Origin of the sequence: Nitrosomonas sp. (assembly GCF_020852615.1) — a bacterium.
Classification (GTDB): Bacteria; Pseudomonadota; Gammaproteobacteria; order Burkholderiales; family Nitrosomonadaceae; genus Nitrosomonas.
In genome coordinates, this window is record NZ_JADZAJ010000012.1 from 37,664 (window position 1) to 59,552 (window position 21,889).

General features: G+C 50.5%; 19 protein-coding genes. 7 read left to right on the top strand and 12 right to left on the bottom strand.

Translation table 11 applies throughout. From position 1 onward, the window contains the following. Window positions 1-19 precede the first annotated feature (19 nt). Window positions 20-835: an ABC transporter ATP-binding protein gene (locus IT527_RS02185; RefSeq protein WP_292965936.1), complete on the bottom strand. Its 816-nt coding sequence runs from the start codon at window positions 833-835 to the stop codon at window positions 20-22. Window positions 836-954: 119 nt separating this feature from the next. Between IT527_RS02185 and IT527_RS02190 the strand changes: the two genes are divergently transcribed. Next, window positions 955-1,830 (top strand): thermonuclease family protein, encoded by an 876-nt coding sequence (locus IT527_RS02190; protein ID WP_292965939.1) that lies wholly within the window; start codon window positions 955-957, stop codon window positions 1,828-1,830. A gap of 14 nt (window positions 1,831-1,844) precedes the next feature. On the opposite strand, the gene IT527_RS02195 is transcribed toward IT527_RS02190, so the two are convergent. After that, complete coding sequence (locus tag IT527_RS02195) at window positions 1,845-2,525, bottom strand: TIGR04211 family SH3 domain-containing protein (RefSeq protein WP_292965942.1); 681 nt, start codon at window positions 2,523-2,525, stop codon at window positions 1,845-1,847. A 104-nt stretch (window positions 2,526-2,629) separates the two neighbouring features. Continuing rightward, on the bottom strand, window positions 2,630-2,824 hold the full coding sequence (locus IT527_RS02200; protein WP_292965944.1) for a hypothetical protein: 195 nt from the start codon (window positions 2,822-2,824) through the stop codon (window positions 2,630-2,632). A 113-nt stretch (window positions 2,825-2,937) separates the two neighbouring features. Between IT527_RS02200 and cutA the strand changes: the two genes are divergently transcribed. The 3 genes from cutA to IT527_RS02215 all read left to right on the top strand — a co-directional run bounded on the left by cutA (window position 2,938) and on the right by IT527_RS02215 (window position 5,880). After that, on the top strand, window positions 2,938-3,276 hold the full coding sequence (gene cutA, locus IT527_RS02205; protein WP_292965946.1) for a divalent-cation tolerance protein CutA: 339 nt from the start codon (window positions 2,938-2,940) through the stop codon (window positions 3,274-3,276). 12 nt (window positions 3,277-3,288) lie between these two features. After that, complete coding sequence (gene dsbD, locus IT527_RS02210) at window positions 3,289-5,226, top strand: protein-disulfide reductase DsbD (RefSeq protein ID WP_292965948.1); 1,938 nt, start codon at window positions 3,289-3,291, stop codon at window positions 5,224-5,226. A 105-nt stretch (window positions 5,227-5,331) separates the two neighbouring features. After that, window positions 5,332-5,880: a TlpA disulfide reductase family protein gene (locus IT527_RS02215; protein WP_292965950.1), complete on the top strand. Its 549-nt coding sequence runs from the start codon at window positions 5,332-5,334 to the stop codon at window positions 5,878-5,880. A 102-nt stretch (window positions 5,881-5,982) separates the two neighbouring features. Here IT527_RS02215 and IT527_RS02220 read toward each other — a convergent pair whose 3' ends face one another. From IT527_RS02220 to ovoA, 4 genes are all read right to left on the bottom strand, one after another. Then, a complete protein-coding gene (locus IT527_RS02220; RefSeq protein ID WP_292965953.1) occupies window positions 5,983-6,150 on the bottom strand; it encodes a hypothetical protein in 168 nt (55 codons plus the stop codon). Window positions 6,151-6,835: 685 nt separating this feature from the next. Then, window positions 6,836-8,032 (bottom strand): J domain-containing protein, encoded by a 1,197-nt coding sequence (locus IT527_RS02225; RefSeq protein WP_292965956.1) that lies wholly within the window; start codon window positions 8,030-8,032, stop codon window positions 6,836-6,838. A 275-nt stretch (window positions 8,033-8,307) separates the two neighbouring features. After that, entirely contained in the window at window positions 8,308-9,501 is a 1,194-nt protein-coding gene (locus IT527_RS02230) for a pyridoxal phosphate-dependent aminotransferase (protein ID WP_292965959.1), read from the bottom strand. After that, window positions 9,498-11,615 (bottom strand): 5-histidylcysteine sulfoxide synthase, encoded by a 2,118-nt coding sequence (gene ovoA, locus IT527_RS02235; RefSeq protein WP_292965962.1) that lies wholly within the window; start codon window positions 11,613-11,615, stop codon window positions 9,498-9,500. The genes IT527_RS02230 and ovoA overlap by 4 nt, the downstream gene beginning before the upstream one ends. Before the next feature lie 173 nt (window positions 11,616-11,788). Between ovoA and clpB the strand changes: the two genes are divergently transcribed. From clpB to bamC, 3 genes are all read left to right on the top strand, one after another. Further along, on the top strand, window positions 11,789-14,404 hold the full coding sequence (clpB, locus tag IT527_RS02240; protein ID WP_292965965.1) for an ATP-dependent chaperone ClpB: 2,616 nt from the start codon (window positions 11,789-11,791) through the stop codon (window positions 14,402-14,404). 65 nt (window positions 14,405-14,469) lie between these two features. Next, window positions 14,470-15,348 carry a 4-hydroxy-tetrahydrodipicolinate synthase gene (gene dapA / locus IT527_RS02245; protein ID WP_292965968.1) on the top strand — a complete coding sequence of 293 codons (879 nt, stop codon included), beginning with the start codon at window positions 14,470-14,472 and terminating at the stop codon, window positions 15,346-15,348. A gap of 10 nt (window positions 15,349-15,358) precedes the next feature. Further along, complete coding sequence (gene bamC / locus IT527_RS02250) at window positions 15,359-16,507, top strand: outer membrane protein assembly factor BamC (protein WP_292965971.1); 1,149 nt, start codon at window positions 15,359-15,361, stop codon at window positions 16,505-16,507. Between the two features lie 195 nt (window positions 16,508-16,702). Here the strand turns inward: bamC and IT527_RS02255 are convergent, their stop codons facing one another. From IT527_RS02255 to flhC, 5 genes are all read right to left on the bottom strand, one after another. Next, window positions 16,703-16,939 (bottom strand): hypothetical protein, encoded by a 237-nt coding sequence (locus tag IT527_RS02255; RefSeq protein ID WP_292965974.1) that lies wholly within the window; start codon window positions 16,937-16,939, stop codon window positions 16,703-16,705. Between the two features lie 297 nt (window positions 16,940-17,236). Continuing rightward, window positions 17,237-18,205, bottom strand: a complete 969-nt coding sequence (locus IT527_RS02260) for an SGNH hydrolase domain-containing protein (RefSeq protein WP_292965977.1) — start codon at window positions 18,203-18,205, stop codon at window positions 17,237-17,239. After that, window positions 18,205-19,365, bottom strand: coding sequence for an acyltransferase (locus tag IT527_RS02265; RefSeq protein WP_292965980.1), 1,161 nt, complete (start codon window positions 19,363-19,365; stop codon window positions 18,205-18,207). Before IT527_RS02265 ends, IT527_RS02260 begins: the two co-directional genes overlap by 1 nt. Before the next feature lie 75 nt (window positions 19,366-19,440). After that, the gene (gene murJ / locus IT527_RS02270) at window positions 19,441-20,988 is read right to left on the bottom strand and encodes a murein biosynthesis integral membrane protein MurJ (protein WP_292965983.1); all 1,548 of its coding nucleotides are present in this window, start codon (window positions 20,986-20,988) and stop codon (window positions 19,441-19,443) included. Between the two features lie 287 nt (window positions 20,989-21,275). Next, window positions 21,276-21,842, bottom strand: a complete 567-nt coding sequence (gene flhC, locus IT527_RS02275; RefSeq protein WP_292965985.1) for a flagellar transcriptional regulator FlhC — start codon at window positions 21,840-21,842, stop codon at window positions 21,276-21,278. Window positions 21,843-21,889: the final 47 nt, after the last annotated feature.

Consider the following 21,889-nt stretch of genomic DNA (forward strand, 5'->3'; position numbering starts at 1 on the left):
TCATACCGCCAGAATTCGATCAGACACTTTTCATCACACCTATACCCAGATCCTGCGAATACGTCTGTGCCTGATAATGAAATGGTACCGGGCCATCTGTTTCACCATGCACAAACTGATGAACAAACGGTACTTTTGATTCGCGCACCTCATCCGGTGTCCCATGCGCGGTAATCACGCCATCCGCCAGAAAATAAACATAATCGACAATCTGCAGCGACTCCTGAACATCATGCGTCACCAGAATGGAAGTCATGCCGAGCGTATCGGTCAAACGACGGATCAAGCCACCCACAACACTTAACGAAATCGGATCCAGGCCGGCAAACGGCTCATCAAACATCACCAGCATGGGATCCAGCGCGATCGAGCGTGCTAATGCCACACGTCGTGCCATCCCACCGGAAAGCTGGGCCGGCATCAGATGATGCGCACCACGCAACCCGACAGCGTGTAACTTCATCAGCACCAGATCCCGAATCATTGACTCGGGTAAATCGGTATGTTCGCGCATCTGAAAAGCGACATTGTCAAATACCGACAAATCCGTGAACAGGGCACCAAACTGGAACAGCATGCCCATTTTGCGCCGCAGCCTGAACAGCTCATCCCGGCTCAGTTCATGCACAGTCTGACCTGCCACACTGACAGAGCCCGCAGACGGGCTGACTTCGCCGCCAATCAGGCGCAGCAGCGTAGTCTTGCCTGATCCGCTACCCCCCATGATGGCAATCACCTGCCCCCGGGACATGCTCATATCGACACCTTTCAGAACAGGCCGGGTGCCATAGGAGAAATTAACATTCCTGAATTCAATCAACGGGCTGTCAGCCAATTTGTTTCCTGCCTTCCAAAATTTCAGTGTCGTGCATAATACCTTCGGGGCTGCATTTTCTTACCATTGCTGGCGCACAACCCTTTCAACCCGAATAAAATTCCAACCTGTTTTAATCCATGCATTTTACCAGAGCCCTCCGAATACAACGCACCGCATCATTCTCTTTCAGCAAAATTCACTGCTTTGCCGTCCTGCTGTTTCTCCTGCACGCCCAGTTCGGCCTGACTGAAACCATCTATCGCTCTACCGATACGTATGGCCGAACCCTTTATTCAGAAACCCCATCGCCTGCGGCAAAAGTTTTGCAATTGTCCGTCCGGCCGGTTCGCAGCAAACATCGCGTTACCAGAGTTATCGATGGCGATACCGTCGTTCTTGAGAATAACGAACGGGTAAGGCTGTTAGGTATCAACGCACCGGAAATTGAGAACCGGTATCATCCGGGAGAGCCGGGAGGACTGGATGCAAAAAAATGGCTGCAGGCAAAATTACAGGGACGCAATGTATATCTGGAACACGATCAGCAAAAATATGACCACTACAGGCGGATACTCGCCCATTTATATCTTCCGGATGGAGAACACATCAACCTTTCCCTGGTAGAAAAGGGATTAGCCGCAGCCAGCCCGATACCACCCAACCTGCTGCATACCGATACCATCATCAGGGCACAGCAACAGGCAGAAGCCAGGAAGCTCGGGATCTGGTCAATGAAATACTATCAGCCACATCCACTGACCCGGTTAACTGAAAAACCATTTGGCTGGCAGCGTTATCTGGTGAGAATCAGGACACTTAAAAAGAGTCGCCAATTTACCCGGCTTGTTATCAGTGACAACCTCGAGCTTACCATCGACAATCGCGATCGAGCCTTGTTTCCACCTCTGGAAACTTATCTGAACAAACCGCTTGAAGTGCGTGGCTGGGTGTCTCGCAGGAAGGATCATTTTTCAATACGAATTCAGCATCCAAGCGCACTGGTTCAGCGATGAGCACATCAGCCTTTTCAGAAATCGCTGAAACGTGATCGTTTGCGCCATTGAATGCGAGGAACAATCAACCCAATAACCAACCCGGAAAACAGTACCAGTGCCCCGGCAAAAAACCATTCACGCTGAATCTTTTCACTGAGCGTGTGATTCTCCTGCTCAAGCTTGCCAAGCTTCTCCTTCAAACCAGCCGTCTGTTGGCGCATTTCCCGGTTTTGGTCACTTAACTGCACCGCATTGGCGGATAACTGTCTGATACTGGCCAATTCCGCTTCCAGCCGCTTGTTATCTTTCTCAAGATTAACCGCCCGTCTGGTCAGCGTCTCAAATTCATGCCGGATCAGGTCAGCCTGAGCACGGGGATTATCCAGCTTGCTGCCGCCCCCGGAGAAATCATTACCTAACTTTTCAAGCAGCTCACGAGCAGCCGGATCTGCCATCAAATGCCGGGACAGCACCCAGCCTTCTGCCCCGCCAGCAGTTTTAACCCTGGTATATCCTTTGCTCTGATCACGTTCCAGCACCTCCAGCTCCGCACCACTTTTCAGCACACGTACAATCGCATGCTGTTGAGTAGGACCGGTTCGCATCAGTACTTCAACCTGATCGCTTGCGTAGCCTTTTTCTGCTTGAGCAGCCAGCGGCAGTACTGAAAAAAACAGCAGAAGCGTAACGAAAAGATAAGTCAGTTTGTTCATGTCATCTGTAATCCCGGTTGCAGAAACAGGACAATATCATAGACGCCGGCGGGCAACCCGGATATTGCGGATATCGCTTCTTTATCTGTTCCGACGAACCTAAATTACTTCTTATCAAACCCGGATATGAAATATTTGATCAGCAGCACCATGCAAAAAGGAAAAGCACTCAGTGTCGTCGCCAGATAATGCGCGTAGGTAAACTGATCTCCCTCGTCCATAATGATATAAGCAAAGAAAACACTGATAGGGAAAATAATCGTAATGGACTGGAGTAATACAAACAGATTTTTCATCATATCGCTTCACACCATTCTTGTTGATTGCCACGAGAAATTTCGCTTACTACAGTAGAATATCACAGAAATTCGAGACTACCTGCCGGGGTGGCCGCTCCCGGAACCACATAAAAATGACCGGATCACCGCAAATTCTGCTTGTTCTGACCAGCTTCCCGGATAATGCACATGCCAGGGAGCTGGCAGAATTACTGGTTGATCGCAGACTGGCTGCCTGCGTCAATATTCTGCAAGAGGGCACCTCCGTTTACCGGTGGCAGAATCAGATCGAAGCAGCCAGCGAATTCCCGGTTCTGATTAAAACCACCCGGCAACGTTACGAGGCTGTAGAACAAGCTATCAAATCACTACACCCCTACGAACTCCCCGAAATTATTGCTGTCCCTGTTGATAACGGGCTGTCTGCTTATTTACAGTGGATTGCTCACGAAACAACTGAACCCAATATTTGACCGAGATAACCAATGCACTGGATAAAAACTGCTTTACTGCTACTGAGTCTGATAAGTACCCATGTCCTGGCCGAGGAAAACCAGTCAGGCGGATTGATGAACATCCTGCAACAGCTGGGAGTCACCTCCGAACAGGTCGAGCAGGAACTGCTGCCCCCGGATGAGGCTTTCAAACTGTCACTTGAGGCCCGAGATGATCACACACTGATTGCCCGCCTGACACCCGCCAAAGATTACTACCTCTATCGGGATAAAATTAAGTTTGAGTCGAGAAGTGCAGGCGTACATATTGGCAAGGTAACTTTGCCAGCCGGCAAAATGAAGCAGGACCCTGCCTTTGGTCAGACTGAAGTTTATTATCAGCCACTCGAAGCCATTATCTCACTGAACCGGGACGCTGCTTCCCCGGAAGCGCTCACCCTGTCCTCCACCTATCAGGGATGCAATGAACCTGTCGGCGTGTGCTATGCGCCAATCAACAAGGTAAACGACATCCTCCTGCCGGCTGTTAAAGCTGCGGTTGATACCGTTGCCGGCACGATCAGCGGGGATGCCCGGGCATCCGCCGGTACCGATGCTGCAGCCGGGTTATTCCAGACACCCGGTGGCAATGCGCCATTATTTGAAACCGAGTCTTACAAAATAGAACGCCTGTTCGCCAGTGGTAATTTCTGGCTGATCCTGAGTGGCTTTTTCGGCATCGGCTTACTGCTCGCCTTTACACCCTGCGTATTTCCCATGCTGCCGATCCTGTCCGGAATTATCGCCAGCAAAGGACAGCAGATGTCCAAGCTGCGTGGATTCATGCTTGCTCTGGCCTATGTGCTGGGCATGTCGATTACTTACGCCATCGCCGGCGCAGCAGCAGGTTTATCCGGTGCCATGCTGTCCGCTGCACTGCAAAATGCCTGGGTACTGGGCTCTTTTGCGCTGATCTTCGTTGTGCTTGCTTTTTCGATGTTTGGCTTCTATGAACTGCGATTGCCCTCTTCCATACAAAACAGATTGACTGAAGAAACGGGGCATTTCAAAGGGGGTCAGCTGGCTGGTGTATTTGGAATGGGTGCACTGTCCGCTCTGATCGTCAGTCCCTGCGTCGCCGCTCCACTGGCTGGCGCACTGATTTATATCAGCCAGACACGTGATGTTGTCCTGGGTGGCTCTGCATTGTTTGTCATGGCATTAGGGATGGGTGTGCCATTACTGTTACTGGGGATTTCAGCCGGCGCACTGCTGCCCAAGTCCGGTGCATGGATGAAATCTGTCCAGCAGTTCTTTGGAGTCCTGCTGCTGGCAGTAGCCATCTGGCTAATCTCGCCTGTCATCACAGAAGTTGTACACATGCTGCTTTGGGCAGCGCTGCTGATTATTTCAGCAATCTATCTGCATGCACTGGATCCACTGCCCGGCCATGCATCGGGCTCCAATAAATTTCTCAAAGGTGTCGGTGTAATTGCTCTGCTGGTAGGCATCGCCCTGCTCATTGGCGTACTCTCCGGAAGCCGGGATATTTTGCAACCCTTATCCAGACTCACTCTCGCAGCCGCACCTGCCGGGCAACCTGCCGAAGCTTCCGCAAGCACAGCTGAACCACTGCCATTCAGGCAGATTAAAACAGTGGCCGAGCTGGATGAACTCATCCGGCAATCCCGGGGGCGTTATGTCATGATCGATTTTTATGCCGACTGGTGTATTTCCTGCAAGGAAATGGAGCGCTTCACTTTCACGGATCCACAGGTACAGGCACGGTTAAAAGATGTCGAACTGGTGCAGATCAATGTCACTGACGGCACACCGGACGATGCCGCATTACTCAAACGCTTTAAACTCTTTGGCCCGCCGGGAATCCTGTTCTTCGACCGGCAGGGGATTGAAATCCCTAATATCAAGATCATTGGCTATCTCGATAAAAAAGATTTTGTCACCGTGCTGGATGCAATTCTGCTCTAAGGAATCTCTGCATGGCCCCCACATGGTCACGGGTCCGTGCCGAGATTCCCTGACAACCGATCCACATCCGCATCTCATATCAATTTCCTTTTCAGAAAACACTTTATGTCCAAGCCCAGTAAATTTTCGTTTTATGTCATTGTCGCCATCCTTTCACTGGCAGCCGGCGTTGCTTACAAATCCAGGGAAATGGGCATTACAACCCAAATGTCGAGCACGGACCGTAAAGCCGGGGCTGACAAATTTTTCAGCGCAACCTTGTCTGATCTGAATGGAGCACCCCAAGCCATGTCGAAATGGCGGGGGAAAATTGTTATCGTTAATTTCTGGGCAACCTGGTGCCTGCCCTGCCGTGATGAAATTCCGGAGTTAATTGATACCTATACAACGTATCAGCAAAAAGATGTGGTTATTCTCGGTGTTGCCATAGATGATGCAGAAAAAGTGGCTTCATTTCACAAGGAATTCAACATTAACTACCCGGTGCTGGTCGGAGAATTCGATGCCTTTACCCTGGCGGAAGCCATGGGAAACCCGCAAGGCGCACTGCCTTTTACTGTCACAATCGACCGCAGTGGCATGATCGTCGATACCCACCTGGGAAGAATCAAGAAAAAACAGATCGAAGAAATCATCAACCCGATGCTGCAATAAACCTGCGAAGCCCGGTTAACTGCCACTCATGGTTCGATACGCCTTGGCACTCTGCATGATTGCCTCGGGCGGCCACCCCAAAATCCACTCAGCCTGCCGTCATCACCGGCCCAGTGGGTATTGAGTGCGGGCATCCGGACTATCGCAGTAACGGTCAAGCGCCCCGGAATACAACATTGCCTTTCCATCCCGCTTCTCACGTGGTATTGCGTTATATCGCCCCTGCTCTCTGACCTTCCGGCACGTTTCACATAAAATACGTTGACTCATGCGCGTTTAACCTGGTGCGGGTAAACGATTTGAGTCGTCTACACTCAAGCTGCGCTAACCCACTACTTTCAGTAGATGATAGTTTAGTTCCGTTGTTCTTACTCCCCCGGTAACCATGAAGCCGGCCCAGGATGAGGCGCTTGCGCTGAGTAAAAAGCGCGGTACAAGTAATAAACGAGCATTTTGAGTCGCAGTAACGGCCACGCAGATAGTTTGGCAGAGGATCCTTAGCGGATGTGAATACTGTCGTATATATAATTACGTTGAGCCTCATGAGAGTCTATCGATGACTGCTTCGATTATATCGATCATTCGACGAGCAATTATACCTAGTGAAGTCGCAGCAGACGGACGTTACACATACCCAGGGACGTACGGTATCTATCAGCTGCCATATGAATCCTCATCTCCTACGCGTTTTCACCAAGGCAATCATCCCGTTCGCCTTCAAGAGCTTGAGCGAGAATTTGGAGCCTGCACACTTCTATTCCTATTTGAGTCAAAGGAAGATGCGCAAATCCTGACAGCAGTACTTAATGGGCGTGAGATCTAATCGGGTAGCTGGTATTGGCCGGGGTCAGATCTCGAATCAAGAAATAAGTGTAACAAGCGTTCTGTATTCCGGCCCCATTATTGAAAAATCAGATTTTCTGTCCTGGCTGTTGAGGTATGTCCGGATTGGTATTTAGCGCTTACGCCGACGGGCAGGTGGCACAGAAAAACTGCTCAGTAGATCACCCAGCATTTGCAACTCGTCAAACTCGTCGAACCCATTATCCACCTGATAATACTTAATGAAGGCCGCGAGCTGTTTGGCATCCTGGAAAGCGATGAGGTCAATATCAGCTTGCCTCAGATCCATTTCCAGCCGCGTGATTTCGGCATCCATTGCCTTGTCAACATGGGTCGGCCTGATTTTCTGCGTATACTGCACCAGCTGCCGGTAGGGCATCAATAACGACGCAAGCTCCACCTGGAGTTCCGCCAGTTGCTCACGCAGTACCTGAATGTAATGTTCAATGCGTTCATCAGGTAGATTGGTGAGGTAATTGGTATCGATCTGTTCTATTTCGAGCTGGATATTCAGCAGTTCAAGCAAATCGCTCCGATCATAAGCCTGGTTGACGCGCTGCATCAGGGTGGTTTTCTCATCCACTGTCAGATCAGTGCTTGCGCGATCAGGATGCAGGCTGCTGGCCAGTTTGCGATAAATTTCACGCACGGACTGGCTGATTTCTTTTTTTACTGCCGCACGTTTCTCCTCAGCAGCCGCCTGTTTGGCTGATTTACGGCGGCGTGAGCCTGACCCGGTTTTATTTCTGACCTCTTCTTCCTGTCGTTGGCGCATGGCTTTTGCCAGCATTTCCTCCATGCTGACATTCGCATTGTCATCGTCCAGACGCACACCAAACAGTTCTTCGATCACATCCTGCGAAACGGCCTTATCAATCCCGGCCTGATCGTCATAACTGAAATCACTATATCTGTCATACAGCGCCACGATTTCCTCATCGCGCTGTTCAAGCAGCAACTCATGCGCCAGATTGAGAATAATGTCGCATAACTTTGCGCGCTGTTGCTTGCCGCGAACGACATTGCTCTGATGAAATTGCGTGTCAAGCAGATGCAGCATGGCGATACGTTTTTCGCGCAGTTGTGCAAACAGGGGCATCAATTCGCTGCCCACGCGCTGACCGTAGCGTTCGCTGTAAGTGTGCCACTCCGCAACCTGGGCACGTTGCTCATCAATTTGCCGGATCAGGCGCTGAAAGATTGCCTGTTGCTTGGTTTGGGGTTTTGCGTGCGTCAGAACATCGGTAATGGTGAGTTCGCTGCTATTGACAGGATCAGATAGTGATTCTTGCCGGGGGCTACGAGACATAGCAGAAATTCCAGAATATGAAAAACAGAGAAGTTAAGCAACCTCTGCAAAATTATGTTGCTGCGAAAAAGCTACAGGCTGACATGGCAATCATCCAGATCTTTATACCTGCTATTTTTGTTTCCGTTTATCTGGATCACTTCAACAACCCTCATGGATGCTGCAAAGATGAGATGAGGTACTGTTTCTCCCCTGTTACCCGCTTCACCATACTCACAGTTGCAACCGTATTCATCTATTTACCAGTATTTTCCCGGGCAATAAATCAATTATTTTCAGGAAACACTGTTTTTTCTTCGTTCAAGTGCACCGCGAATGCTCTCCAGTGCCTGCCTGATCCGGTGTCGGGGAGTACCGATGTTCATACGCATGAAACCACTGCCTTCTTTGCCATAGGAAACACCGGCATTCAGTCCGAGCCCGGCTTCAAAGATGAAGAAATATTTGAGCTCGTCATCAGTCATATCCAACTCGCGACAATCCAGCCACAGCAGGTAAGTACCCTGCGAAGGAATCAATCTGATTTGCGGCAGATACTCGGTCAGATAATCCAGCACCATCTTGCGAGAAACATCCAGATATACCATTAACGCATCCAGCCATTTACCACCTGCACGATAAGCTGCCTCAAATGCCACAATGCTGAACGGGTTAGCCGCACTGACATGCATCACATCCAGTTGCTCCCGGATAGCCGCCCGGTATTCCGGATGGGGAACAATCAGGGCAGATAAATTAAGCCCCGGGATATTGAAGGTTTTACTCGGTGCCACAGCAGTAATGACCGATTCCGGAGAATCTGCCAGACTGGCAAGGATATGATGTTTGTTCCCCGGATAAACCAGATCGGCATGGATTTCATCCGAGACAATAATCAGATTATGCTGTCCGGCGATATCCAACAGCTTTTCCAGTTCCGGTCTGCTCCATACCCGACCAACCGGATTATGCGGCGAGCACAATAACAGCATGCGTGCAGCCACCGCCTGTTGTGCCAAGTCAGCGTAATCCATGTTGTAACGCCCCTGCCCCTGTTGCAAGGCATTGTTCAGCAGCGTTCTGCCGGTTTTTTTGATCACTGAGAAGAAAGGGTAATACACCGGCGGCTGAACGATGACAGCTTCACCCGGCTGGCTCAGCGCAAGGATGGATGTGCTCAGCGAAGGCACCACGCCCGGACAGAAGACAATCCATTCTCGCGCTATCCGCCAGCCATGGCGTAATTCCATCCAGCTGATCAGGGATTCATACAGACTGTCAGGAAAAAGTGTATAGCCGTAAACAGGATGAGTGGCACGAGTAACCAGTGCCTCAGTGACAGCTGCCGGGGCGGCAAAATCCATATCCGCCACCCACAATGGCATGACATCCGGACGACCGAACGTTATCTCACGCCCATCATATTTGGTGCTGAATGTCCCATCCCGATCAATTTCATGATCGAAATTGTGATTAAAGTCATTATTCAAGCAATCTTTTCCCAGAGCGTCACTTCTGACAGCGTATGCTGGAATTTACGCCGGGTTTCACGAATCACAAACGGCACTTGCTGCGGTTCTCCAAGTAAGCGGAAATGGCTGTTGAGCATTTCTTTCAGGCCGTCCAGCGTTGTGAAATTTTCACCATCCCGTTTGAAACCACCCACCCAATGTTCCCGTTTGGTGTGTTCCTCCAGCCAGGTATAAGGCGAAGCCAGCAATAACAGCCCGCCTTTGTTCAGCCGTTCATGCACCGCAGTCAGGAATCTGGCAGGCTCATACAACCGATCGATCAGATTGGCTGCCAGAATCAGATCATAGCCGGTCAGTATCGGCTTGAGATTACAGGCATCCCCCTGAAAAAACTCCACCTTGTGTTTAACTTCTTTCAAATCCAATCCGGCAAGCGTGCATTCCCGGTAAGAAACCAGCTCCCCTTCATCTGTCAGGGTATAACGCAGAATGCCATGTTCTGCCAGCATGACGCCCTGATTGATAAAACGTGCCGAAAAATCAACACCGGTGACATGCTCAAAATGACGTGCCAGCTCAAATGTGGCTCGTCCGGAAGCACACCCCAGATCAAGTGCTGTACGCGCCGGGCGATCTTCCATGGCAGTAATCGCCAGCTTTGCCAGAGTGGCCGGGAAGTTGGGCACATCAAAATAAGTATCGCCATAATGAAATTCAGCATACTGCGATAACAGCTCATCCGTTTCATAGTGCGAGCTGTGATGTTCAGCAGACGCGGCCGAAATCACGTAACGGAAACCAGCATGCTGGAAAAAATGTCTGCGGAATGCATAACGTGATGCACGAATGGATTCATTGCCGCACGCAATCCATGATCCACCCTTGATGAGATTATGCCGGTCGTCAAAAGTGGGTGTGGTGAAATCATCGTACAACGGATGCACCTCAAAACCGGGGAACGGATGCATAGGTGTTTCAGTCCACTGCCAGACATTACCGACAACATCAAAAAACTCACCCTGCCGAAATTTATCCACCGGACAGCTGGACGCATAGTAATCCAGATGAATATTGCCTTGTGCCCGTTCAGTACGGGGGACTTCGCTCAGCCCGGCAACCTCATATAAACGATACCATTCATCTTCAGTGGGTAAACGCACCGGCTTCCCGACTGTTTTTGCTTTCCAGTTACAGAATGCCTTGGCTTCATGGTAGTTGACCTCTACCGGCCAGTTCCATGGCATCGGTATTTCCTGTGTCATCAGGCGCAACTGCCATTGATCCCCCTGCTGTATCCAGAATGTCGGATGAGCCGCACCGCTAAATTTCCGCCATGCCAGCCCCTCTTCCTCCCAGTAACTATCTGTTTTGTAGCCCTGCGCTTCGACAAAACCAAGAAATTCCCGGTTACTGACCAGATAACAGCTGGCCTGAAAATCGGACACTTCCGCCTCATGATGGCCATACTCATTATCCCAACCGTAAACGGGATCGGTTTTATCCTTGCCCAGCACCACTTTCCCTGCCGGGACAGTAACCATCCTGTTCTCTGGCGAACTGCCGCTCTCGCGACAAGGCTGCCAGGCGGGATGAGGCTGTACATATTCGAGTTTGTGCTGACGAATCAGGACAGAGGAAGTTTCAAGATGAATACGCTCATGTTCCACTCCCATTACAATTGCCCACCACGGACTCTCCCATGTAATCGGCAACGTTAATGGCAATGAACTGATAAGGCCATCCACTTTCGCACGCATGCTGCGGCGGTAGGCCATTACCTCCTCAACTGCCGGCCAGTCATAATGCGTGGCATCCAGATCATCCCAGCTCATCTCATCCACACCCACGGCAAAGATGGATTCCAGCCGCGGATCAATACGCTCCGCCAGTACACCCGCCAGGACGAGTTTGTTGACAAAAAAAGTAGCAGTGTGGCCCAGATAAAAAATCAGCGGGTGACGTAACGCAATCGGCTTTTTGTAATAAGCCTCATTGTTGCGCAAGGTCTCAAATAACTGTTCGTACCTGTCCAGCGTCGTATGAAAATAGGCGCGCAGCTCTGCACGTTTGGCTTCGATAGCTTCGCCATTTAACCATGGCGTCCTTTGAAACAATTCGGGTGTGGAAGACATAAAACGGCTCAAGACAATCGTCTTGTTCTATTAAAAAGAGCTGATTATAACGCCTCTCACTACCCGGAACATTGCGCAAGAAAAGAGATGGCCTGTTAATTGCGCCGCCGGGTTGAAATTTCACTGTTTCGCCATATAGTAGGGGCATTCCAATGCTTACTTAAGGAGATGACATGCGATTTGACAAATTCACCACCAAATTTCAGCAGGCACTCGCCGATGCGCAGAGCATGGCGCTGGGGCAGGATCATCCCTATATCGAACCACAGCATCTGCTGCTCGCACTGATGCAGCAGGAGGATGGCAGCATTACCTCGCTGCTGCAGCGGGCCGGCGTAAATGTTCAGCCATTGCGCGAAGCACTGACACAAAGCCTGAAAACCCTGCCGAAAGTGGAAGGTACGGGTGGAGAAATTAATGTATCCCGTGATCTGGCCAATCTGCTCAATCTGACAGATAAAGAAGCACAAAAACGGGGTGATCAGTACATTGCCTCGGAAATGTTTCTGCTGGCAGTATTGGAAGACAAAGGCGAAACCGGGCGATTGCTGAAGCAGTATGGAGCCGCACGCACAGCACTGGAGCAGGCGATCACTTCTGTGCGCGGCGGAGAAAAGGTAACCGATGCCGAAGCGGAAGGCAGCCGTGAAGCGTTGAAAAAATACACGCTGGATCTGACCGAACGGGCACGTTCCGGCAAGCTTGACCCTGTAATTGGCCGTGACGACGAAATCCGCCGGACAATCCAGGTATTGCAGCGACGCACCAAAAACAATCCCGTCCTGATTGGTGAGCCCGGTGTCGGTAAAACCGCCATCGTGGAAGGACTGGCACAGCGTATCGTCAACGGGGAAGTACCTGAAACACTGAAAAACAAACGCGTACTGTCACTGGATATGGCTGCACTGCTGGCAGGTGCCAAATACCGTGGCGAATTTGAGGAACGGCTGAAAGCGGTACTGAAAGAGCTGGCACAGGATGAAGGTCGCACCATTGTATTCATTGATGAATTGCATACGATGGTAGGGGCCGGCAAGGCGGAAGGGGCAATGGATGCGGGCAATATGCTCAAGCCGGCGCTGGCACGCGGTGAGCTGCACTGTGTCGGCGCAACCACGCTGGATGAATACCGAAAATATGTTGAAAAAGATGCTGCGCTGGAACGTCGTTTCCAGAAAGTGCTGGTAGATGAACCCGGCGTGGAAGCAACCATCGCCATCCTGCGCGGCTTGCAGGAAAAATATGAATTGCATCACGGCGTGGAAATCACAGATCCGGCCATTGTTGCCGCAGCTGAACTCTCTCATCGCTATATCACTGACCGCTTTCTGCCGGACAAAGCCATTGATCTGATCGATGAGGCCGCTGCCCGTATTCGTATGGAACAGGATTCCAAGCCGGAAGTGATGGATAAGCTCGATCGGCGTTTAATCCAGCTGAAAATAGAACGTGAAGCTATCAGAAAGGAAAAGGACGAAGCATCGAAAAAACGTCTGGCGTTACTTGAAGAAGAAATCGGGAAACTGGAGCGCGAATACGCTGATCTGGATGAAATTCTGAAAGCAGAAAAATCCCGTGCAAAAGGCTCACAGGAAATCAAGGAAGAGCTCGAAAAACTGCGTCGGGAAGAAGAAGCCGCACGCCGCAAAGGGGATTTGCAAAAGGCATCGGAACTGCTGTACGGGCGTATCCCGCAACTGGAAGCGCAGCTTGCCGAGCAGCTTCATCACGCTGAATCAGCTGAAGAAGTGTCACAGCCCAAATTATTCCGTACCCAGGTAGGTGCTGAAGAAATTGCTGAGGTAGTTTCACGCGCCACCGGCATCCCGGTATCCAAAATGATGCAGGGCGAGCGTGAAAAACTATTATTCATGGAAGACAAATTGCATGAACGAGTCATCGGTCAGAATGAAGCCGTCCGTCTGGTTTCTGATGCGATCCGACGCTCCCGTTCGGGACTGGCCGACCCCAACCGGCCTTATGGATCTTTCCTGTTTCTGGGGCCGACCGGCGTGGGTAAGACCGAACTGTGCAAGGCACTGGCAGGATTCCTGTTCGATTCCGAAGAACACCTGATCCGGGTGGATATGTCCGAATTCATGGAGAAGCACTCGGTTGCACGCCTGATCGGGGCGCCTCCAGGGTATGTCGGTTACGAGGAAGGCGGCTATCTGACTGAACAGGTAAGGCGTAAACCCTACTCTGTTATCTTACTGGATGAAGTGGAAAAAGCTCATCCGGATGTGTTCAACGTCCTGCTGCAGGTGCTGGATGATGGACGAATGACAGACGGCCAGGGACGCACTGTGGACTTCAAAAATACGGTTATCGTTATGACTTCCAACCTGGGTTCACAGATGATTCAGCAAATGAGCGGGGATGATTATCAGGTAATCAAGCTGGCGGTAATGGGTGAGGTTAAAACCTATTTCCGGCCGGAATTCATCAACCGCATTGATGAAGTTGTCGTTTTCCATTCACTCGGTGAAGCCCATATCAAGTCGATTGCGCAGATTCAACTGAGCAATCTGGGTAAAAGACTGGCACAGATGGAAATGAAGCTGGTGGTTACGGAATCGGCACTGGAAAAACTGGCAGAAGCCGGGTTTGATCCGGTATTCGGTGCACGGCCACTGAAGCGTGCAATTCAGGCCCAGATCGAAAATCCACTGGCAAAAGAGTTGCTGGAAGGCCATTTCTCTGCAGGGGACAGTATTCTGGTGGAATACAGCAGCGGCCGCATGCAATTCTCTGCACAGCACCAGGCCGCACAGGCAGGCAGTCGCTGAAATTGAATGAAGACAGGCTGTTTCGGGTAGAATAACGGCCATTATTTTCAGATGGATAATATGCCATGATCAAAGGCAGTCTGGTAGCTGTTGTCACTCCCATGCTCGAAGATGGGGCGCTGGATCTGGACAGGTTCTGCGCCCTGATCGACTTTCATATTGAACAAAAAACCGATGGTATCGTCGTGGTTGGCACTACGGGTGAATCCCCCACCGTCGATTTCGATGAACATCATCTGCTGATTCGCACGGCTGTCTCGCATGCTGCCGGACGCATCCCGATCATCGCCGGAACAGGCGCCAACTCAACACGAGAAGCAATCGAGCTGACAGTTTTCTCGAAAAATGCCGGTGCAAATGCCTGCCTATCTGTCGCACCCTATTACAACAAACCTACCCAGGAAGGGTTATACCGGCATTTCAAAGCAATCGCTGAAGCAGTCGATATTCCGATGATTTTGTATAACGTACCGGGACGAACTGTAGCAGATATTGGCAACGATACCGCATTACGACTGGCACAAATACCCGGTATCGTCGGCATCAAGGATGCTACCGGCAATATTGCACGCGGGTGTGATTTGCTGCAGCGTATTCCGGACAACTTTGCGGTTTACAGTGGCGATGACGCCACTGCACTGGCATTATTATTACTCGGCGGGCATGGCATTATCTCGGTTACCGCCAATGTCGCTCCCAGATTAATGCATGAAATGTGTACCGCTGCTTTTGCCGGTGATTTAGCACGGGCACGGGAGATCAACACCCGGCTATTCAAACTGCATACAGACCTGTTTGTCGAGGCCAATCCAATCCCGGTTAAATGGGCTGTGGCAAGAATGGGGCTGGTCAATGACAGTTTACGCTTGCCATTGACGATTCTGTCCAGCCAGCACCATGAACTGGTCAGGAAAGCCATGCTCCAGGCTGGTATTACAGTTTAAGGGTTTATTCATGCGCAACAAGCATCTGGCAACCATTCTGATTGCAAACATTACGTTGGCTGCCCTGGTTTCAGGTTGCAACCTGTTACCCGAAAATAAAAAGATAGATTATAAATCGGCCGGAAAGCTGCCCCCGCTGGAAGTTCCACCTGATCTGACCAGCCCGGAAACCAATGATCGTTTTGCCATCCCGGACCTGGATGCTTCCGGCAGTGCCACGTTCTCTGCTTACAACAGCGCACGTAACGGACAATCAAGAGATCCGGCAAGATCAACTGTACTTTCCGCCACTGATTTACAGAACGGCGTCCATATTGAACGATCAGGCACACAGCGCTGGCTGGTCGTACCTCGTGATCCCGCAGCAGTATGGCCGGTTATCAAAGAATTCTGGCAAGACATGGGTTTTCTGCTCAAGGTGGAAGCACCTGATATCGGGATTATGGAAACTGACTGGGCGGAAAATCGTGCCAAAATTCCTCAGGATCTTATCCGCAGCGCGTTGTCGACTTTCCTTGACAGCCTTTACTCCACAGCCGAGCGGGACAAGTTCCGTACCCGCCTGGAACAGCCGCAGCCTGGCACAACCGAGATTTATATCAGCCACCGGGGCATGGTTGAGGTATTGGCTGATCGCAACACTAACCGTACTATCTGGCAGCCACGCAAATCTGATCCTGAGCTGGAAGCAGAAATGCTCAGCCGCCTGATGCAACGTTTTGGTGTGGACGAAGAACGTGCAACCGCTGAAGTTGCTGCCGGCGGTACAGTTGAAGAACGAGCTTTCCTCGACAAAACCCGGAAAGGTGTACTAATCGTAAAAGAACCATTTGATCGTGCATGGCGGCGGGCAGGTAACGCGCTTGACCGGATTGGCTTTACCGTGGAAGACCGGGATCGCTCAAGTGGAATCTATTTTGTCCGGTATATCAGCCCTGATGAAGAAAACCGCAAAGCCGCTGCAGGTAAAGGCCTACTCTCCAAACTGGTTTTCTGGTCAAACGATACCGAAAAAGATTCCACTGCTGAAAAATACCAGATCAAAGTAAGCGAAGTCGGATTGAACAGTGAAATCAGTGTCCTCAATACAAACGGGATTGCTGAAGGATCAGAAATAGCGCAACGCATCCTTAACCTGCTGCGGGAACAGCTCAAGTAGAATAACCGTCCGGCTCCTCCACTCCACCAGTTCCAGCGCCTTTTCCGGGTGCTGGAAACAGGCAAGCAGGTAGTTCTACTCATCTGCAAACAAACCGGCTCACGCCACCAGGGCTTGGCAGGTTTCCATACAAACGAAAACGGCAGCCATAAAAAAACCGCCTAAAAAGGCGGTCCTTTTTTGAAGATTTTTAGCTTAGTGTGCTGCAGGGATACCACTATCACCTTCTTTCAGGCAATTACCATTTCCATCCAAGCCATGTGGGCATTCTAATTTTTGACCAGAAATGATTTTTTCGTAATTTGCTTTTTCAGTTTCTGGGAGTGCTTGCGAAGGACGTCCGCATGCTGTCAGTAAAACTGCTGCGACAATAGCAACTGCGTAAACAGATTTCATTATAAAAGTTCCCTTTAAAATTTTTACAAAAACCATGCTGCAGCCGGCAGTATATAACAGAAATATCTTTTGGCTCAAGCATGAGTTAAGCATGGGGTTAAGCCGCCCGGCTCCACTCATTGCAGAGAAAACAGGCGCACTTCAGCTCACCGGAAACCTGGTCACCCCTAAAAAAACATCTGTTACCGGCTGCTGGCTTGGACAGTAAAGCGCATTTCTACTACTGATGAAAATCAATCTCGGCAGGTTGCTGTTTTAATCGGGCAACAGGAACAGTTCATCTGTTTTTCAGCCCCATATAAAAAATGCAGGTATCTATCTGATATAACCATATTATTGATGAGGTATATTCAGATATGGGAGGATTTCCTGTGCGATAAGCCGCGCTCCACCAAGCGATACATGATCATCGTCAAAATAAAGTATCTTGCCGTCCTTCATCGCCCAACACCATTGTTCATCACAAAATGGTTTGGCGCCATCAATAAGAACGACTTGCGGGAAATCAGCCAGCACCCTGGCTACCAGTGTACGGTAGTCACGATTGCGTTCCTCGAAAACAGCACGAGGCACAGCACAAGGAGAACGAAGATTTTTTGGCGTCAGGCGAAAAGGCCTTGAGTCAATACAGGATTTTGGATCAAAGCCCAGTTCTGGATTATCAAGTACAAAGATAACACGCTTACCAGCCGAAACCAGCTCAGCAAGCATAGCGCGCATGGCAGTTTCCCAGACGGACATGTAATCAGCCAATTCCGGATGTGCCTGATAATGCAGCACCCAATCATGATTTTTCTCATCTGCAAAATCATCTGGTGCAAACCCTTTGCCAGTCAGGTACAGCGGGCCGCGGGAAACGAGCAAAACAGTATGCACGGCAGAATTTCCGGCTGCATCGAGGGCCTGACTGATGATACTAAGGCAACGCCCCCGATCTTCTTCTGAAGTTTTACGATCAAAGGATAGCATTTCCCGAAATGGCACACATCCGCCACTGCCCAGGCCAGCAAGCACTTCCGTACTCTCCGCAAATAAATTAACCATTCCCGGATAAAGTGAATTGCTATGAGAATCACCGATAATCAGAACTGATGGCGCAGCATCTTTATCCAACCTGCAATATGCGTTTTCTGCTGCAAATGGAAAACGGGCTTTACAAACGGCTTCCTGATTCTCCGCCGCCCAGGGACGGCTTCTTTCATCAAACAAAACTGCATAATTTCTGGTGAATTTTTCTACTCGAAATCCCAGCCCATCCCGCTCATAAGTATTGAATCCCGTATAGCCGATTGCCAGCAACATCAGGCACAATGCCGGGTTTTTCCAGGATGTCGCCCCCCCCCCCCCCCCCGACGAGCCGGCCTTTCAATCAGCCGCCAGGTAAGTGCAGCAAGAATGAAGCTCGTCAACACGACTGCAATGCGCCATTCACGAGCCGGCATATCGCCCTCCATAATGCGCAGAAAGGAAAGCAGCGGCCAGTGCCACAAATACAGCGGATAGCTGATGAGGCCAATCCAGATCATCGGTTTATTGGCCAGCAGCGTACGGTTGATCCAGGTTTGCGGCCCGGCGGCAATCAGCAGCATAGCCCCCAACACCGGCACCAGCGCATGTGGGCCCGGCCAGGGCATCTCAGCACGATAAAAAGCGATACCGGCAAAAATAAGAGCCAGCCCGAAACCTGCAGCCAGATTGTGCAGCAGCGCTGGCTGCCGGGAAGGTTCCGGTACCTGACGAAATATGATGTGATTGAATACCAGACAGCGTAATCCTTTCATCAGCAACTCTGGCCAGTCACCAAACACCTGAATATGCGCAAGCAAGGCACCGGCCATCAGTTCCCACATGCGCAGGTGTGTCCAGAAAAAAGCCTTTACCGTATTTATATCAACCCCCTTGCGAGCCAGCAGGAAGGAAATCAGCATAACCAGCACAATGCCAGTAAGCAGATTCAGACCCTTGCGCCAGAGTAGCCAGATGAACAACGGAAAAAACAGGTAGAACTGCTCTTCTACCGACAGTGACCACAGATGCAGCAAAGGTTTGAGCTCCGAAGCCACATCGAAATAGCCTGCCTCTCGCCGCAGAACGATGTTCTGCACAAAGCCGGCACTGGCTGCAATATGCTTGCTGAGCTGCTTGAATTCATCCGGCAGCAGTACAAACCAGCCAATGATGAAGCTGACTGCCAGCACGGTAATCAAAGCCGGGAAGATGCGCCGTACACGGCGCATGTAAAAATCAGCAAAACTGAAATCGCCACGCTCAAGGCTACGGAAAATAATCAGCGAAATCAGATAGCCGGAAATAACAAAAAATATATCGACACCAATGAAACCACCCGGTGAATAGCGTGGAAAAGCGTGAAATGCCACCACTGGCAGGATGGCAAGTGCACGCAGGCCGTCAATATCTGGCCGGTAGTGCAGATGAGGATTATGCTCCGGGAATTTACTCATGATCTTTTATAGAATAAAAACAGGCAGATATTTTCCACAATACGGGTATCAGACAAAACGAAAAACAAAGATATTTCAACTGCCCGGAGAAGGCTGATGCCGTACGAAATCGCGCAGTCGGAGCCCCAGCAGCCACAGGCACGCAAAGTAGCTGATGCCACCCAGTATGACCACCCACCCCAGCTTCATCGCACGTTCAGTTGCGGTAAAGGTAAACCATTCGGCGCTATCTCCGGTTGCCAGCCACAACCCTGCACCCATTACAGTCAGGGCTGTCAGAATCTTGAGCAGAAATATTCTCCAGCCGGGCAAGGGTTGATAGATACCCTGGGAACGCAGTTTGGTATAAAGCATTCCGGCATTGAGGCATGCGCCCAGGCCGATCGCCAGCGCCAATCCGGCGTGTTTCAGCGGGATGATGAATGCAAGGTTCATGAGTTGGGTGGCAAGCAGCGTCAATATCGCAATCTTGACCGGGGTTCTGATATTCTGCCGGGCGTAAAAACCGGGTGCCAGCACTTTGACCAGTATCAGCCCAAGCAACCCGATGCTGTAGGCGATCAGTGCTTCCCGGGTCATCCACACATCCTCCATGGTAAAAGCACCATAGTAAAACAACGTTGTGATAAGAGGGGTGGCCAGCAATGCCAGCGCTACTGCAGCCGGCAGTGTCAGCAGAAAAGTCAGGCGTAATCCCCAGTCCAGCAGGTGTGAGAACTCCTCCGTACTGTTCTCCGTATAATGATGTGAAAGTGAAGGCAGGATTACAGTGCCCAGCGCCACACCCAGCATACCTGCCGGAAATTCCATCAGCCGGTCAGCGTAATACAGCCAGGAAACACTCCCGGTGACCAGCAGTGACGCAAAAATGGTATTGATCAGCAGGCTGATCTGGCTGATCGAAACGCCAAATACGGCAGGCCCCATGAGCTTAAGCACGCGCCACGCCCCGCTGCCATGAAACCTGAAACGTAACCGCGGCATTCTCTTCAGGCGCAGCAAAAAAGGAATTTGAAAAGCAAGTTGCAGAATGCCGCCAATGAATACTGCCCAGGCCAGTGCCAGTACAGGCGGATCCATTAAAGGCGCCAGCCATAACGCACAGCCGATAAAGGAAAGATTCAGCAGTGTCGGCGTCAGAGCAGGCACAGAAAAACGGCTGTAGGTATTCAGTATCCCGCCAGCCAGTGCCACCAGCGAAATAAACAGGATATAAGGAAAGGTAATCCGGAGCAGCTCGACCGTCAGATCGAATTTATCCGGTATGGCAGCAAATCCCGGTGCGCTGATATAAATAATCAGCGGTGCAGCCAGAATTCCTATCAGAGTCACAACAAACAGTGCTGTGCCAAGCAACGTTGTCACATGATCAATGAGTTCCCGGGTCTGCTCTTCCGTACGATTATTTTTATACTCGGCCAGAACCGGAACAAACGCCTGGGAAAACGCACCTTCTGCGAACAGGCGTCGCAACAGATTGGGAATACGAAAAGCGACAAAGAAAGCATCAGTTGCCACTCCTGCACCAAAAATCCTGGCAATGATCAGATCCCGTACAAAACCGAGGATACGCGAAACCAGCGTCATACTGCTGACAGTGGCCAGTGCTTTGAGCAGATTCAATTAGTAGACTATTTTCAGGATTGGCAACAGGATATGACCATGGGTTTCTTGAAAACCCCATTCAGCCGGGAAATATGAATTTTGGGCGATTATCCCGGATTTTGAGGCCATACGCCAGAATTGACCGGCAACATACACGGACAATACTGATAAAACGACACATTGATTTGCGGGGTTGTTCTGGCAAGACACCTGATCGCTGTTAATGCAACCAGGTGTTTACCATTTACTTGTTACGAATGCTGCAGACAGAAGAAAAGAAAATAAAACCGCTATGACCGGAAAGCTCAGATCACACACAATTCCCGAACCTCAACCTCTTCCCTGGCTTCCTGAGCAGCCCGTTTGGTTTTACCGGCACGTGAAGGCACATGGCACAGGCCGCATACATGATTGGACTGAATATCCAGGCTGTGTGCCAGGAAATTGCCGGTACATTTAACACAGGAGGTAACAGACAACACCTTGCTCTCCACGAAACGCACCAGTGTCCAGGCACGGGTAAAACTTAAGATACGCTGTAAACGGTTCACCTCGATATGCTCAAGATACAGCTGATAGCTTTTTATGATCGCGTCAATATCACGAACCTTAGTGTATTTGGTAATGTAGTTATAAATGTTGATGAATAATGAAGCGTGCATATTGGGCTGCCAGCCTGTGAACCAGTCCTCGGAATAAGGGAGCATGCCCTTGGGAGGAGAAGCTCCTTTGACTTCTTTATACAGTTTCACCAGGCGCTCCCGGCTGAGAGTGGTAGATGCTTCGAGCACCTGCAGCCTGGCGCCCAGTCGAACCAGCTCAGTGGCAAGCTGGATCTGTTTACCTTCGGATAAGATACTTTTCTCTTTCATGATTGCATCCTCCTTTGTGCAAGTGCCTAAGAAATTTTTTCAGCAGG